Raw genomic sequence first — 14,843 nt, forward strand, 5'->3', positions numbered from 1 at the left:
GGACCGTCAAGATCCAATACCCACCAGGAGATACCCATGAGGATGCTGATCAACGTCCCGGAAACCGTGGTCGCGGACGCCCTGCGCGGCATGGCGGCCGCCCATCCGGAGCTGACCGTGGATGTCGAGAACCGGGTGATCGTACGGCGGGACGCCCCCGTGGCCGGGAAGGTCGCCCTGATCTCCGGCGGCGGCTCGGGGCACGAGCCGCTGCACGGCGGATTCGTCGGACCCGGCATGCTCTCCGCGGCCTGCCCGGGCGAAGTCTTCACGTCTCCGGTGCCCGACCAGATGGTGCGGGCGGCGGCCGCCGTGGACAGTGGGGCGGGTGTGCTGTTCATCGTGAAGAACTACACGGGCGACGTGCTCAACTTCGACATGGCGGCCGAACTCGCCGAGGACGAGGGCATCCAGGTCGCGAAGGTCCTGGTCAACGACGACGTGGCGGTGACCGACAGCCTTTACACGGCCGGCCGGCGCGGCACCGGCGCCACCCTGTTCGTGGAGAAGATCGCGGGGGCCGCGGCGGAGGAGGGGCAGTCACTGGAGCGGGTGGAGGCGATCGCCCGCCAGGTCAACGAGAACTCCCGGAGTTTCGGCGTCGCACTGAGCGCGTGCACCACGCCCGCCAAGGGCAGCCCGACCTTCGACCTGCCGGCCGGCGAGCTGGAACTGGGGGTCGGCATCCACGGCGAGCCCGGCCGGGAGCGGCGCGCGATGATGACCTCCCGGGAGATCGCCGACTTCTCGGTGCACGCGATCCTGGACGACATGAGCCCGCGCAACCCCGTGCTCGTGCTGGTCAACGGCATGGGAGCCACCCCGCTCCTGGAGCTGTACGGCTTCAACGCCGAGGTGCAGCGGGTGCTCGCCGACCGCGGGGTAGCCGTCGCCCGCACCCTGGTCGGCAACTACGTCACCTCGCTCGACATGGCCGGCGCCTCGGTCACCCTGTGCCAGGTGGACGAGGAGCTGCTGCGTCTGTGGGACGCGCCGGTGCGGACACCGGGGCTGCGCTGGGGAGTGTGAGCAAGCGATCAACGTACCGACCACGCAAGGAGACCCAGTGCTCGACGCCGACTTCTTCCGCCGTTGGATGATGGCGACGGCCGCCTCCGTCGACCGTGAGGCGGAACGACTCACCGCCCTCGACTCCCCCATCGGGGACGCCGACCACGGCAGCAACCTTCAGCGCGGCTTCACGGAGGTGGTCACGACCCTGGAGAAGGAGGCCCCGGACACCCCGGGCGCGGTCCTCACCCTCGCCGGACGCCGGCTCATCTCGACGGTCGGGGGTGCCTCGGGACCCCTGTACGGGACCCTGCTGCGGCGGACCGGCAAGGCGCTCGGGGACGCCGGTGAGGTCAGTGCCGCACAGCTCGCCGAGGCGCTGCGGGCGGGCGTGGAGGCGGTCATGACGCTGGGCGGGGCCGCCCCGGGCGACAAGACCATGATCGACACGCTGGTCCCGGCCGTCGACGCGCTGGGTGCCGGCTTCGCGGCGGCCCGGACGGCCGCCGAGGAAGGGGCCCTGGCCACCACGCCGTTGCTGGCCCGCAAGGGCAGGGCGAGTTATCTCGGCGAACGCAGCATCGGGCACCAGGACCCGGGCGCGACCTCTTCGGCCCTGCTGATCGCCGCGCTCGCGGAGGTCGCAGGTGAGTGACAAGAAGCTGGTCGGGATCGTGCTGGTGTCGCACAGCGCCGAGGTCGCCGCGTCCGTGGCGGAACTGGCGAAGGGGCTCGCGGGCGGTGGCACTCAGGTGCCCGTCGCCGCGGCCGGGGGCACCGAGGGCGGCGGATTCGGTACGAGCGCGGAGTTGATCGCCGGCGCGGCCGCTGCCGTGGACCAGGGAGCCGGGATCGCCGTCCTGACCGACCTCGGCAGTGCGGTGCTCACCGTCAAGGCATTGCTGGCGGAGGGGGACGAACTCCCCGAGGGCACACGGCTGGTGGACGCCCCGTTCGTCGAGGGAGCGGTCGCCGCGGTCGTCACGGCGGCGACCGGAGCGGACCTCGCGGCGGTGGAGGCGGCGGCCGCGGAGGCGTACGACTACCGGAAGGTGTGACGGCCTCCACGACGACGGCGGGTGGTCGGCGGTGCGGCGGATCCTGGCGGGGTCATTTCTCCCGTACGAACCGTCCCGCCAGCCGCTCCCCCGTCTCGACGGCGGCGGCATGGTCCTCGATCGGCTTCACCTGCGTGTTCCGGAAGACGATGTAGGTGACGCCGGAGGGCGTGCCGCCCCCGCGCGGATCGGGACGGATGCCGAGGGCCTTGGCGGTGGCGTAGGACGCCTCGCCGATGATGTGGCCCGGGCCCACGTCCCCGACCACGGCGTACTGCACCCGGTCCTGGTACACGACGGCCGCGACCGCGCCGCCGCGCACCCCGTGCCGGCGGTGGTCCCAGATTTTGCTCGGGGCCGGCACCGCGATGTACGGCAGGCGTTCGGCGCTCAGGTAGCGGCCGTCGGACTGCTGGGAGGCGGTGGCGTCGGAGAACAGCGGGTCGGTGCGGCGGTTGCAGCGGGGGCCGGCCCGGCCGTCGCAGTCGATGTCCATGTCGGCTTTCCAGAAGACCGCGCTCGGGGTGCCGCAGACGGGGACGTTCGCGGCCGTGCCGTCGTCACTGCGGTAGCGGCCGTGTGAGACGGGCTCGCAGTTGCGCACCCTGGCCAGGAGGTCGGCGGCCGCGACCTTCCCCTCGCGCCGCACCACCGGCTCCGTCCGGGCGGTGGCGTGCTCCAGGGCGGGGGGCGTCGTCGGGGCGAGCAGAGCGGCACTTGCCGCGGCCAGCGTCAGCGACCGGACACGCACGATAAGGGTCCCTCTCGTCGGGGGCATTGACGGGCACTCAGCCCAATCTGATGCCGCTTCAGCTGGGGCGGCCACCGCAGAGGGGCCGGACGGGGCAGGGGCCGGGGGCCCGAGTTCTCGACGAACTCCGGCCTCCCGGCCACCCGACGGCGCGAGGACAGCGACGACAGCGGTCCGCGCCACCGGCACGAACTCCGTTTCTCACGTGGAGAGTTCGGCCGAGAAGGTCTTCAGCATACGTAACCCTCGCGAGCCCGACCCACACGGTCCGCCCCCTTGCCGCGGGCCTCCGACCGGCGCCATATTGGTCCGGACCATTGCCCTGGTGTTCTCCCGGGAGGCAGAGACGTGCGAGGCGTTCCCGTCCCCCTGTGCCTGTGCGCCGCGCTCGTCCTCGTCGGCGCCTGCGGATGGGGCGGACCGGACGACGGCGAGAGCGGCCGGCTGCCCGCCGCCCCCGTGGGCGTCACCGCCGTCGCGGGCAGCGCGACCAGTGTGCACGTGATGTGGAACGCCGTGGGCACGGGAATCGAACGCTACGAGGTATATCGCGGCACCACCGAGGTCGAGGATGTGCCGGGTTCACAGCACATGGTGGATGTCACCAGGCTCAAGCCCACCACCCCGTATGTCTTCACCGTGCGCGCCCGTGACACCGAGGGGCGCCTGGGCCCGCCCAGCCGGGAGGTACGGGCGACGACTCCGGCGGCCGCGGCGGCGGACCGCTCGGCCCCGACCCGTCCCGGTGAGCTGCGGGGCCGGACGGCGGGCAGCCGGGCCGTGCAGCTGAGCTGGGCCGCCTCGGCGGACGACCGGGACGTGGTGTCGTACGACATCTATCAGGGCGGCACGAAGATCCACAGTGTGGGCGGGGACCAGACGGCGGCCGTGGTCACCGGGCTGCGTCCGGGCACCCGCTACTCCTTCACCGTCCGGGCCCGGGACGCCGCCGACAACCTCTCGCCGGCCGGACGCACCGTCCGCCTCACCACTCCGGGCGGCGACGACGGCCGGGACACGGCACCGACGGACTTCCGTGCGAGCACCCGGCGCGCGGCCGACGGCGCGTACTACCTCGACCTGTCCTGGATGCCACCCCGGACGGACGGTGTCGTCACGGAGTACCAGGTCCACCTCGACGGCAGGGCGGCCACCTCGCTGGTGTTCGGCGGGGCGCCTCCGCGCGGGAGGACGACGTACAGCTTCTATCTGGGACGGGAGGCCGGGGAGAGGCACCGGGTGCGGATCCGGCCGCGGCTGCCCGACGGCACCTGGGGCGGGCTGTCGGCGGAGCGGTCGGTGACGACGGGCGCGCGCACTGCCCCCTGACGGCCACTCACCCTGCGCCGGACGGAGCAGCCCGTCACCTGTCCGGCGGCGCTCCGCGTGCGGGACGGCCCCCGGACCCATTGGCTGTCCCCGAGGCAGCACGGGCTTCCCCCACCTCGGCGGCGCCACGGATGTACCGCCGACCGTGCCGCCGGAGGGCAGTCCATGCGCACTGAAAAGCTACTTCTCCGCTCCGGCCTGACCGTCGCGGCCGTCGCCGCGCTGCCGCTCGCCCTGACCGCCGGGCCGGCCGCCGCGGCATCGAGCATCTCCGTGAGCACCTCCGGATCGACGGTCTCCGTCACGACGACGGCCTGCTCCCGTACCGCGCCGACCGGCGGCTGGGGCACCGCCTCGCTCCTCACCAGCAGCCAGGCCAACTTCAGTCAGGGCCGCCAGGTGGCCCTGTCCGGGACCACCTCGCTGCAGTCCGCGGCCTGGTCGAGTGTGAGCCCCGGGACGTACACCGTCATCGTGAAGTGCGCCTTCGACAACAGCACGGCGGGCACCCAGTCGATCATCGTCTCGGGGTCCGCCACGCCCACGATCTCGGCGACGGCCTCGGCCTCCCCGTCCCGCGGTGTCATGGGCGGTCTCGGCGGTGCCACCAAGGACTACGGCACCCTGACGCTGGCGGTCGGCGGCGGCCTGGTGGCGGTCGGCGCGGTGGCCGCGGGATGGTTCCTGCGCCGCCGCTCGCGGCCGTACCGCCTCTGAAGCCCTCGCCCACCAATGGCGGCCGTAGGTCCGTGAAAAGCCTTCAGCTGTCGGGGAGTTCGGCGAGCTCCAGCAGTGCCTCGGTGAGCCACTGCGTCCAGAAGGTCTCCAGCTCGATGCCCGCGCGCAGGACCAGGTGCTGAAGCCTGGCCTGCGCGCTGTCGTTGTCGGGTGGGAAGTCGCGCTTCTCGATCTCCTCGTACTCGGCCAACTGCCGTAGGTGCAGGTCGAGATGGCGGCGAAGGTCTGCCTCGAGGCCCGCCGTGCCGACGACGGCCGCCGCGCGCAGCCGCAGCAGCAGGGTGTCCCGGTGCGGCTTGGGGTCCTGCGCCGCGGCCGTCCAGCGTTCGAGTTCGGCGCGGCCCGCGGGCAGGACCTCGTAGCTCTTCTTCTGCCCGCGGCTCGGCCGGTCCTCCGCAAGGGCGCGGATGTGGCCCTCGGCCTCCAGTTTTCCCAGCTCGCGATAGATCTGCTGGTGCGAGGCCGACCAGAAGTAGCCGATCGACCTGTCGAACCGGCGGGTCAGGTCCAGCCCCGCCGACGGCCTTTCGAGCAGTGCGGTGAGGATCGCGTGCGGGAGTGACATGGGCTCATCCTAGGGACGCCCCCTAGAGGGCGGCCGCGACCTCGGTGCCCTGCTTGACGGCCCGCTTGGCGTCCAGCTCGGCGGCCACGTCGGCACCGCCGATCAGGTGCGCGCTGCGGCCCGCGGCGACGAGCTCCTCGTACAGGTCCCGGCGCGGTTCCTGCCCGGTGCACAGCACGATGGTGTCGACCTCCAGGACCGTGCTCTCCTCGCCGACGGTGACATGCAGTCCGGCGTCGTCGATACGGTCGTAGCGCACCCCGGGGACCATGGTGACGCCCCGGTGCTTGAGCTCGGTGCGGTGGATCCAGCCGGTGGTCTTGCCGAGCCCGGCGCCGACCTTGCTGGTCTTGCGCTGGAGGAGGTGCACGGTGCGGGGCGGGGCGGGGCGTTCGGGGGCCGCGAGTCCGCCGGGTGCCGTGTAGTCCATGTCGACGCCCCACTGGCGGAAGTACGTCTCGGGGTTCTCGTGCGCCTTGTCGCCGCCGTCGGTGAGGAACTCGGCGACGTCGAAGCCGATGCCGCCCGCGCCGAGGATCGCGACCCGGTCGCCGACAGGGACGTTGTCGCGCAGGACGTCGAGGTAGCCGACCACGCTGGGGTGGTCGACGCCCGGGATCTCCGGGGTGCGCGGGGAAACGCCGGTGGCGACCACGACCTCGTCGTAGGCGTCCAGGTCGGCGCAGGACACCGGGGTGTCGAGCCGTACGTCCACTCCGTGGGCGTCGAGCTGGTGGCGGAAGTAGCGGATCGTCTCGTCGAACTCCTGCTTGCCGGGGACCCGGCGGGCGACGTTGAGCTGGCCGCCGATCTCGCTCGCGGCGTCGAACAGGGTGACCTCGTGGCCGCGTTCGGCGGCGCTCACGGCACAGGCGAGTCCGGCCGGTCCCGCACCGACGACCGCGACCCGCTTCCTCAACCGCGTGGGCGCCAGCACCAGTTCGGTCTCGTGGCAGGCGCGCGGGTTGACCAGGCAGGAGGTGATCTTCCCGCCGAAGGTGTGGTCGAGGCAGGCCTGGTTGCAGCCGATGCAGGTGTTGATCGCCTCGGGCGTACCGGCCGCGGCCTTGTTCACGAACTCCGGGTCGGCGAGCATCGGGCGGGCCATCGAGACCATGTCCGCGTACCCGTCGGCGAGCAACTCCTCGGCCAGTTCGGGGGTGTTGATGCGGTTGGTGGTCACGAGCGGGATCGACACCTCGCCCATGAGCCGCTTCGTCACCCAGGTGTAGGCCCCGCGCGGGACCGAGGTCGCGATGGTGGGGATGCGGGCCTCGTGCCAGCCGATGCCGGTGTTGATGATCGTGGCCCCGGCCGCTTCGACGGCCCTGGCGAGGGTGATCACCTCGTCGAGCGTGGAGCCGCCCGGGACGAGGTCCAGCATGGACAGCCGGTAGACGATGATGAAGTCCTCGCCGACGGCCTCGCGCACCCGCCGCACGATCTCCACGGGCAGGCGCATGCGGTTCTCGTACGAGCCGCCCCAGCGGTCGGTGCGGTGGTTGGTCTGCGCGGCGATGAACTCGTTGATGAGGTAGCCCTCGGAGCCCATGATCTCCACACCGTCGTAGCCGGCCTGCCGGGCGAGGCGGGCGGTGCGGGCGTAGTCGTCGATGGTCCGCTCGACCTCGGCGTCGGTGAGCTCGCGGGGCACGAAGGGGCTGATCGGCGCCTGGAGGGGGCTCGGGGCGACGAGGTCCCGGTGGTAGGCGTACCGGCCGAAGTGCAGGATCTGCATCGCGATCCGGCCGCCCTCGCGGTGCACGGCCTCGGTGATGGTCCGGTGCTGCTCGGCCTCCGCGTCCGTGGTGAGCTTGGCGCCGCCCTCGGCGGGCCGCCCCTCCTCGTTGGGTGCGATGCCGCCGGTGACGATCAGGCCCACTCCCCCGCGTGCCCGCTCCGCGTAGAAGGCGGCCATGCGCTCGAAGCCGCGCTCGGCCTCCTCCAGGCCGACGTGCATGGAGCCCATCAGCACGCGGTTGGGCAGGGTGGTGAAGCCCAGGTCGAGCGGGTTCAGCAGGTGCGGGTAACGGCTCATCGGGCCCCTCCGTCGCGGTCTCGTGGTCTCTGTTGTAGAGGACCGCGACGCCTTTATGCAACTAGTTGCACAATCGGGAGGGGTGATCCGGGCCACGTGACGGCTTCAGGTGCGGGCGTCCCTGCCGCTCGTCCCGCCGGACTTCTCGGTCTCGGCCGCGGCCAGGCTCCCCAGCAGGGCGAGGGCCTGCTCGGACGGGCTGCCGGGCTCGGCCTGATAGACGACCAGCTGCTGGCCCGGGGCGCTGTTGACGGTCAACGACTCGTAATCCAGGGTCAGTTCGCCGACCAGCGGATGCCGGAAGCGTTTGCTCTCGCGGGTCTTGCGGCGGATGTCGTAGCGGCCCCAGAGCCGACCGAACTCCGCGCTGCGCAGCGAGAGTTCGCCGACCGCGGCGACCAGCCGCGGATCCTCGTGACCGGTCCCGGCGGCGGCGCGCAGCGCGGCCACGGTGTTCACCGCCACGGGCTCCCAGTCCGGGTAGAACGCGCGCGCGTCCGGATCGAGGAAGACCAGCCGCAGCAGATCCCCGCTGTGGGTGTGGCCGGCGAACAGCGCGCCGCCGAGGACGTTGTGGGCCAGCACGGTCAGGCAACGGTCAAGGACCACCGCCGGCGTGCGGTGCCAGCCCTCCATCATCCGCAGCAGCGCCGGGCTCACCGCCTCGGGCCGCAGACCGCCCCGGGACCGGTCGCTCACCGGACGGGCCAGCCCGTGCAGATGGTCGACGGCGTCCTCCTCCAGGCCCAGGACCCGTGCCAGAGCGTCGACCACCTGCGCCGAGGGGTTCCGCTCGCGGCCCTGCTCCAGGCGCACGTAGTAGTCGGTGCTGACCCCGGCCAGCACCGCGACCTCCTCACGGCGCAGGCCCGCCACCCGGCGCCGGCTCCCGGCCGGAAGACCCGCGTCCGCGGGCCGGACGAGGGCACGGCGGGCGCGCAGGAAGAGACCGAGCCGGTTGTCACTGTCCATGGCCTCGACCCTAGGACGCGCCGCGGGCCCGCGGGAGTCCGCAAGGTGGCCGCGGTACTCCTACGATCGGCTCTCCTCGGGGTGATACGGCCTGGTCACCGGCCGGGGCCGGTCCCACCGTTGAGGGCATGACACACACCTGGAACCTCACACACCGCGTCGCGGTCGTCACCGGTGCCACCAGCGGGATCGGCGCGGCGACGGCCCGGCTCCTCGCCGCCGGCGGAGCGAGCGTCGCGCTGCTGGGCCGCCGCGAGGACCGTCTCAAGACGCTGGCGGACGACCTGCACTCCTTCGCCACCGGGACGGTCCTGCCCGTCGCCGTGGACCTGGCCGACGCCTCGGCCCTCACGCGGGCGGCCACCGCCGTCACCGGGGCGCTCGGCACCGTCGACCTGGTCGTGGCCAACGCCGGCGTCATGCTGGGCGCCCCCTTCGAGCGCGCCGAGACCGACGAGTGGGATCGCATGATCGACGTCAACCTGCGCGGTCTGCTGCACACGTCCCGCGCCTTCACCGACGATCTCCTCGCGGCGGCCTCCCGCGGCGGCCCGGCCGACCTCGTCCACGTCGGTTCCGTGGGCGGGCATCTCCTCTTTCCCGACTGGTCCGTCTACTGCGCCACCAAGGCGGCCGTCGCCCACCTCACGCGCAATCTGCGCGCCGAGCTCGGTCCGCGCGGCGTCCGCGTGAAGAACATCGAGCCCGGGGTCACCACCACCGAGCTGGGCGCCGACATGCGGGACGCCGAGACCCGGGAGTCCCTGTCCCGGATGCGCACCGACCTGACACCCCTGGCCGCGACGGACATCGCGGAAGCCATCGCCTTCGCGGTGGGCGCTCCGCCGAACGTCAACGTCGCCGAGATGGTGGTGGTCCCGGTGCGGCAGGGCTGATCACCGGCTGGCCGGTCGCGCCTCCGCACGTGCGCGGGGAACGGCGCGACCGGCCACGACGGCGCCGCGGACCGTCAACGACTCTCCAGCCTCACATGCAGTTCCCGCTCCTGGTCCCCCGACGCGGACGAGAGATCCCGCACCGTGAACATGGAGTCCAAGGTCTCACGAAGCCTCTCGATGGCCCAGTACCCACCCTGCGCATCGGCCTCCACGGAGGACGACAGCCGCGCGGGCGGCGGACACGACCGCGCCTCGGTCACTTCGAAGGTCCCCAGCCACACCATCGGCCGCGACTCGTGCAACTGCTGCGGCACCTCGTCGGCACCCCGGTCCGACTCGAAGCAGGTGCTCAGCGTGTCGAAGACGATCCGCGCGTCCTCCACGCTGCATCCGCTGATCTCCAGGGAGACGGACTCCTCGTGCGCTTGCTCACGATCCATCGTGGTCGCTCCTCTCGTGGCGATGACCGGACCGCCGGGTTCCCCGCGAGCCGCACCACACCCCCAGAAAAGCACCACCTTTCCCGGAGCACTACCGGCGAGGGGTCAGCGCAGCGGACCGTCCCGGTGCGGGTCGAACAGGGGTACGGCGATTCCGGCGAGCACCAGGCCCAGAGCCACGAGCAGACCCTCGGGCAGTGCCATGCCCGTGGCGAGGAGGGCCAGGGCGACGGCCAGGGTCCCCCAGGCGCCGGTGCGCCGGTACTCGCGGGGCCGGGCCGGGCGGCCCGAACCCAGCGCGCGGGCGAACCGAGGGTCGTCACGCTCCAGCCGTGCCACGAGATCGACCAGGTGTTCGTCGTCGGGCTGGCGCATGACTCCTCCTTCGCACGGCCCCTACCGTTCGGCGTCCGCCCCCACCGCGACGGAGACCGGCGCCGGTGCGGTGTCGTCCCCGGGCGTGCGGGGACGACGACGGGACCCAAGGGCCCGGGCCAGCAGATGGGCCCGCCCCGCGGCCACGGGGCCGAGTACGGCCAGGACAAGGACATACCCGGCGATGAACGGCGCCAGACGTGCGTCCAGCCCCGCACTCGCCGCCATCGCGCCGAGAATCAGGGCGAATTCGCCGCGGGCCACGAGGGTGGTCGCGATGTCGGCGGCGGGCTGGGCGCCGTAGCCGTAGAGCCGCGCGACGAGCAGACCGGCGACGATGTTCATCACCACGGTCACGGCCGCGGCCGCGGCGACGGGTCCGGCGACGGACGTGACGACGCCGGGGTCGATGGACAGTCCGAAGGCGAAGAAGAAGATCGCGGCGAAGGCGTCGCGCAGCGGGTGCACCAGTCGGCGGATGCGTGGTCCGGAGGGCGTGCCGGCCAGCATCAGGCCCACCATGAAGGCGCCGATGGCGTCGGCGACGCCGAGCACCTCGGAGATCCCGGCGACGAGAACCGCGGCGCCGAGGAAGCTGATGACCAGGAGTTCGTCGTCCCGGACCCGGACCAGCCGGCCGATCCAGCGCGTGCCGTACCGGGCGACGGCGGCCAGCACCAGCAGGAACCCGAAGGCCTTGCCCGCCTGGAGGAGCACCTCCACCGGACCGCGCGCGCCGCTGATCACCGGCTGGAGCGCCGCGAGGTAGAGCGCGAGGAAGATGTCCTCCACCACGATCACGCCGAGGATCAGCCGGGTCTCGGGGCGCCCGATCCGCCCCAGGTCGATGAGGATCTTGGTGACGATCGCGGACGAGGAGATGCCGAGGACCCCGGCGAGCACCAGCGCCTCCCGGGTTCCCCAGCCCAGCGCGAACCCGAAGCCGAGCCCGGCGCCGACGTTCGCCAGGAGGTAGATGCCGCCCGCCGCGAGCAGGCGCCTGCCGCCGGTGCGCAGGTCGTCGACGTGGAACTCCAGCCCCAGGTAGAACAGCAGCAGCACCAGGCCGAGCGCGGAGAGCATCTCGAAGTCGTGCGCGTCCTCGACCAGGACCAGGCCGGGCGTGTGCGGCCCGAGCAGGATGCCGGCGAGCATGAACAGCGGGATGGTCGGCAGTCCGATCCGGCCGCCGAGGCGGGCGAGGAACGCGGCGGCCAGGAAGGCGCCGCCCATGGCGAGCAGGGTGTCAGCGTGTCCCACGGGTCACCTCGCCCGGGGGTGCGGCAGGACGTCGTACGGGCTGTGTTTCACGGGGGTGGATGCGAGATCTCCCTTGGTGTCGTGGGGCGTTCGTGCCACCGTCGCATCCGGCCCCGGGACCCCGCCATCGGTGCCGACCCTCATTTCGCGAAGGGCCGGCACCCGCCCGTCAGGGGCTCAACTCCTGGTGAAGCGGTACGTCTTGCTGTCCGTCAGGACACAGAAGCCGGGTGAGACGACGATCACCCGCAGGGTTCCGGTACGGCGGTCGTAGTCGATGCCCTCCGCCTCGAACGTGCCGGAGCACCCGCTCCTGAGGGGCAGTTGACGCAGGGCCGTGACATGCCCGGTGACGTTCGCCGAGCCGGTCGGGGCGGCGGTCAGGTCGATCTGGAGGAGCGGCTTGGTGTATCCGAAGAGCGTGCCCGCCGGGTCGTCCGAGGAGCACAGCAGCTGGGTGGCGCTCAGGAAGTCGCAGCCCTGTACGTCCCGGACGGCGTGGTCGAGGGTGACGGTGGCCGCCTGCGGAAGGTTCGCCGAGGGCGAGGTGCTCGCGTTGACGCCGGGCGTGGGGAAGACCAGGAAGCGGTTCATGGTGCCCCACTCGCCGGAGAGCATCCACTGTCCGTCGGGCGAGACGGCGACCCAGGAGTTGTTGAGGGCCTCGCCCGGGCTGAGCGTGTGGACGTACTCGGACCAGGTCCCGTTCGGCGCCTGCACGCGGTACATCTTCGCGGTGCCTGAGTCCGCCTGGTAGGGCTCGATGTAGTGGCCGTCGTAGGTGGCGTCGGGGTCGCCCACGTGGTTCCAGCCGCGGGTGGAGACGCCGATGGGGATGGTGCCGATGCCGGTGTACCGGTTGGCGGCGCCGGCGGGGACCTCGACCGAGGTGAGGCCCTGGCTCTCGGTGAGCGGGTCGGCGCGATCGGAACCGGCCTCGGTCCAGGTGTCGGCGGCGGAGGCCGGCGGTGCGGCGGCCAGGAGGGCCGTCGCGGTGAGGGTGACGAGGGCGGCGAGCAGCGCGTGACAACGCTGTCTGGCGCGCAGGGGCATGGATGACTCCTGAGGCTCCTGGAGCGGGGGTGAGGTGGTCGGCCGACAGTCTGGCGCCCCTACGGCGGTCATGTACAGGCCAATCGAATGAACAAGCGGCCTTCGTCACCCCGGCGCATTTCACCGGACGCGCCCCCTCGTGTTGAGGGATGGTGGAAGAACACGACCGCGCGGTCACGGAGGCGGTTGAACGCGGTAGAACAAGGGGAGTCGGCACGGGGGTACGGCGTGCCGCGAGGACGGTCTAAGGCGGTTCGTGCAATGGGTGCAGCCGGAATACCCACGTCGGAGGGCGGAGAGCCCCCGCGCGAGGCGGGACGGCCGAGCGGGCTGCTCGACGAGTTGGGCATGGCCTCGGTGGTACTGGACGCCAAGGGCCGCATCGTGCTGTGGAGCCCGCAGGCCGAGGAGCTGTTCGGCTACGGCGCGCAGGAGGCGCTGGGGCAGTACGCGGCCCACCTGATGATCCACGAGCAGCATGCCGACCTGGTCGTCAAGCTGTTCGCGGACGTCATGGAGACCGGCCAGAGCTGGGCCGGCGCCTTCCCCGTCCGGCGCAAGGACGGGGGCACCAAGCTGGTGGAGTTCCGCAACATGCGGCTGCTGGACGACCGCGGCGACGTCTACGCGCTCGGGTTGTGCGCCGACCAGTCGACCGTGCGCCGCCTGGAGCGTGACGTGGCGCTGTCGACCCGGATGATCTCCCAGTCCCCGATCGGGCTGGCCGTACTGGACACCGAGCTGCGGTACGTCTCGGTGAACCCGGCCCTGGAACTGCTGAACGGCGTGCCGGCCGAGGAGCACGTCGGGCGGAAGATCGGCGAGGTGCTGCCGCATCTCGACGTGGCCGCCTTCGAGACCGCCGCCCGTGAGGTGCTGCGCACCGGCAAGCCGCTGGTCGACCAGCACGCGGTCTGCCGTACGCCCGCGGATCCCGACACCGACCACGCCTGGTCGGTGTCGCTGTACCGCCTGGAGGACGCTCTGGGCACCGTCCTGGGGGTGGCAGGTTCGGTGCTGGACGTCACCGAGCACCATCTGGCGACGGTGGAGGCCGAGACGGCACGGAGCCGCCTCGCACTCGTCGCCGACGCCTCCGCCCGCATCGGCACCACCCTCGACCTGGACCGCACCGCGCGCGAGCTGGCCGACGTGGCGGTGCCGGAGCTCGCGGACGTGGCGGCCGTGGACCTGCTGGAGGCGGTGGTGCAGGGCAGGCCGAGCACCCTGCGGCCCACCGAGCCGGCCGTGATGCGTCCCCTGGCCGTCGAGGCGGCCGGTGCCCCGGACGCACTGGGCGCGGCCGATCCGCCCGGGCAGGTCGCCCGGTACGCCCCCGAGCGCCTGATCACCGAGTGCGTGCGCACGGGGAGCCCGGTCCTGGTGGCGCAGGTCGGCCGCGAGGACCTGGACCGCATCGCCCGCTCACCGGAGGCGGCCGCACTGCTGGCCAGGGCCGGTGTGCACTCCTATCTCGCCGTGCCGCTGATCGCGCGCGGCGAGGTGCTCGGCGCCCTCGACCTCAAGCGCGTGCACAATCCGGAGCCCTTCGGCGAGGACGACCTGCTGCTCGCGCGGGAGCTGGCGGCCCGGGCGGCGGTGCAGATCGACAACGCCCGCTGGTACCAGGACGCCCGCAACACCGCTCTCACCCTCCAGCGCAGCCTGCTGCCCAGCCACCCGGCCGTGACGGGCGGCCTGGAGGTCGCCTCCCGTTACCAGCCCGCGGGCGCCACCGCCGAGGTCGGCGGCGACTGGTTCGACGTCATCCCGCTCGGCGAGGGCAAGACCGCGCTGGTCGTGGGCGATGTGATGGGCAGCGGCATCAACGCCGCCGCGACCATGGGCCGGCTGCGCACCGCGACCACTACCCTGGCCTCCCTCGACCTCGACCCGGCCAAGCTGCTCGAACACCTCGACCGGATCACCGAGGACCTGGACCACTCCATCGCCACCTGCGTGTACGCCGTGCACGATCCGGGGCTCGGGCAGTGCCGGATCGCCAACGCCGGGCATCTGCCTCCGGTGCGGCTGCGCCCCGGCCGTCCCCCCGAACTGCTCGAACTGCCCACGGGGGCGCCGCTGGGCGTGGGCGGTGTCGCCTTCTCCACCACCACCGTCGACCTCGCACCCGGTGACCGTCTCGTCCTGTACACGGACGGACTCGTCGAGACCCGCCAGCATCCGCTCGACGAGCGCCTGGACGCGCTCCTCGACCTGCTCGACACCCCCGACGGGCCGCTGGAGGAGATCTGCGACCTGCTGCTGCGCACCCTGCACCAGCCGGACAACTCCGACGACGTGGCACTGCTCATCGCGCGGGTGCAGTCGCCCGCGACCTGAGGGACGGACGC

General features: G+C 72.4%; 15 protein-coding genes. 7 read left to right on the forward strand and 8 right to left on the reverse strand.

Going from position 1 to position 14,843, the window contains the following annotated elements; genetic code table 11:
* Positions 1 to 36 precede the first annotated feature (36 nt).
* From dhaK to RKD20_RS04125, 3 genes are read left to right on the forward strand one after another with little or no spacing between them, the layout of a single operon-like run.
* Complete coding sequence (dhaK, locus tag RKD20_RS04115; RefSeq protein ID WP_020118081.1) at positions 37 to 1,029, forward strand: dihydroxyacetone kinase subunit DhaK; 993 nt, start codon at positions 37 to 39, stop codon at positions 1,027 to 1,029.
* Positions 1,030 to 1,066: 37 nt separating this feature from the next.
* Positions 1,067 to 1,666 (forward strand): dihydroxyacetone kinase subunit DhaL, encoded by a 600-nt coding sequence (dhaL, locus tag RKD20_RS04120; protein ID WP_424876439.1) that lies wholly within the window; start codon positions 1,067 to 1,069, stop codon positions 1,664 to 1,666.
* A complete protein-coding gene (locus tag RKD20_RS04125; RefSeq protein ID WP_020118083.1) occupies positions 1,659 to 2,069 on the forward strand; it encodes a PTS-dependent dihydroxyacetone kinase phosphotransferase subunit DhaM in 411 nt (136 codons plus the stop codon). The genes dhaL and RKD20_RS04125 overlap by 8 nt, the downstream gene beginning before the upstream one ends.
* A gap of 52 nt (positions 2,070 to 2,121) precedes the next feature.
* On the opposite strand, the gene RKD20_RS04130 is transcribed toward RKD20_RS04125, so the two are convergent.
* A complete protein-coding gene (locus tag RKD20_RS04130) occupies positions 2,122 to 2,820 on the reverse strand; it encodes a glycoside hydrolase family 75 protein (RefSeq protein WP_424876440.1) in 699 nt (232 codons plus the stop codon).
* A gap of 348 nt (positions 2,821 to 3,168) precedes the next feature.
* Here RKD20_RS04130 and RKD20_RS04135 point away from each other — a divergent pair, with 348 nt between their 5' ends.
* Positions 3,169 to 4,149, forward strand: coding sequence for a fibronectin type III domain-containing protein (locus RKD20_RS04135; RefSeq protein ID WP_424876441.1), 981 nt, complete (start codon positions 3,169 to 3,171; stop codon positions 4,147 to 4,149).
* A 165-nt stretch (positions 4,150 to 4,314) separates the two neighbouring features.
* Complete coding sequence (locus tag RKD20_RS04140; RefSeq protein ID WP_424876442.1) at positions 4,315 to 4,866, forward strand: hypothetical protein; 552 nt, start codon at positions 4,315 to 4,317, stop codon at positions 4,864 to 4,866.
* A gap of 43 nt (positions 4,867 to 4,909) precedes the next feature.
* Here the strand turns inward: RKD20_RS04140 and RKD20_RS04145 are convergent, their stop codons facing one another.
* The 3 genes from RKD20_RS04145 to RKD20_RS04155 form a co-directional block, all read right to left on the reverse strand.
* On the reverse strand, positions 4,910 to 5,452 hold the full coding sequence (locus RKD20_RS04145) for a PadR family transcriptional regulator (RefSeq protein ID WP_424876443.1): 543 nt from the start codon (positions 5,450 to 5,452) through the stop codon (positions 4,910 to 4,912).
* A 22-nt stretch (positions 5,453 to 5,474) separates the two neighbouring features.
* Positions 5,475 to 7,490, reverse strand: coding sequence for an FAD-dependent oxidoreductase (locus RKD20_RS04150; protein ID WP_424876444.1), 2,016 nt, complete (start codon positions 7,488 to 7,490; stop codon positions 5,475 to 5,477).
* A 105-nt stretch (positions 7,491 to 7,595) separates the two neighbouring features.
* Positions 7,596 to 8,462 (reverse strand): helix-turn-helix transcriptional regulator, encoded by an 867-nt coding sequence (locus RKD20_RS04155; RefSeq protein ID WP_424876445.1) that lies wholly within the window; start codon positions 8,460 to 8,462, stop codon positions 7,596 to 7,598.
* Positions 8,463 to 8,590: 128 nt separating this feature from the next.
* On the opposite strand from RKD20_RS04155, the gene RKD20_RS04160 reads away from it, so the two are divergent.
* Entirely contained in the window at positions 8,591 to 9,358 is a 768-nt protein-coding gene (locus tag RKD20_RS04160; protein ID WP_424876446.1) for an SDR family oxidoreductase, read from the forward strand.
* Between the two features lie 74 nt (positions 9,359 to 9,432).
* Here RKD20_RS04160 and RKD20_RS04165 read toward each other — a convergent pair whose 3' ends face one another.
* From RKD20_RS04165 to RKD20_RS04180, 4 genes are all read right to left on the reverse strand, one after another.
* The gene (locus RKD20_RS04165) at positions 9,433 to 9,801 is read right to left on the reverse strand and encodes a hypothetical protein (RefSeq protein WP_424876447.1); all 369 of its coding nucleotides are present in this window, start codon (positions 9,799 to 9,801) and stop codon (positions 9,433 to 9,435) included.
* 105 nt (positions 9,802 to 9,906) lie between these two features.
* The gene (locus RKD20_RS04170) at positions 9,907 to 10,176 is read right to left on the reverse strand and encodes a DUF3040 domain-containing protein (RefSeq protein WP_424876448.1); all 270 of its coding nucleotides are present in this window, start codon (positions 10,174 to 10,176) and stop codon (positions 9,907 to 9,909) included.
* Positions 10,177 to 10,197: 21 nt separating this feature from the next.
* Entirely contained in the window at positions 10,198 to 11,436 is a 1,239-nt protein-coding gene (locus tag RKD20_RS04175) for a cation:proton antiporter (RefSeq protein ID WP_424876449.1), read from the reverse strand.
* 177 nt (positions 11,437 to 11,613) lie between these two features.
* Entirely contained in the window at positions 11,614 to 12,489 is an 876-nt protein-coding gene (locus RKD20_RS04180) for a hypothetical protein (protein ID WP_424876450.1), read from the reverse strand.
* Positions 12,490 to 12,750: 261 nt separating this feature from the next.
* On the opposite strand from RKD20_RS04180, the gene RKD20_RS04185 reads away from it, so the two are divergent.
* Positions 12,751 to 14,832, forward strand: coding sequence for a SpoIIE family protein phosphatase (locus tag RKD20_RS04185; RefSeq protein ID WP_424876451.1), 2,082 nt, complete (start codon positions 12,751 to 12,753; stop codon positions 14,830 to 14,832).
* The last annotated feature ends 11 nt before the right edge of the window (positions 14,833 to 14,843 follow it).

This window comes from Streptomyces sp. SLBN-8D4, from assembly GCF_049739545.1.
Lineage (GTDB): Bacteria > Actinomycetota > Actinomycetes > Streptomycetales > Streptomycetaceae > Streptomyces > Streptomyces canus_C.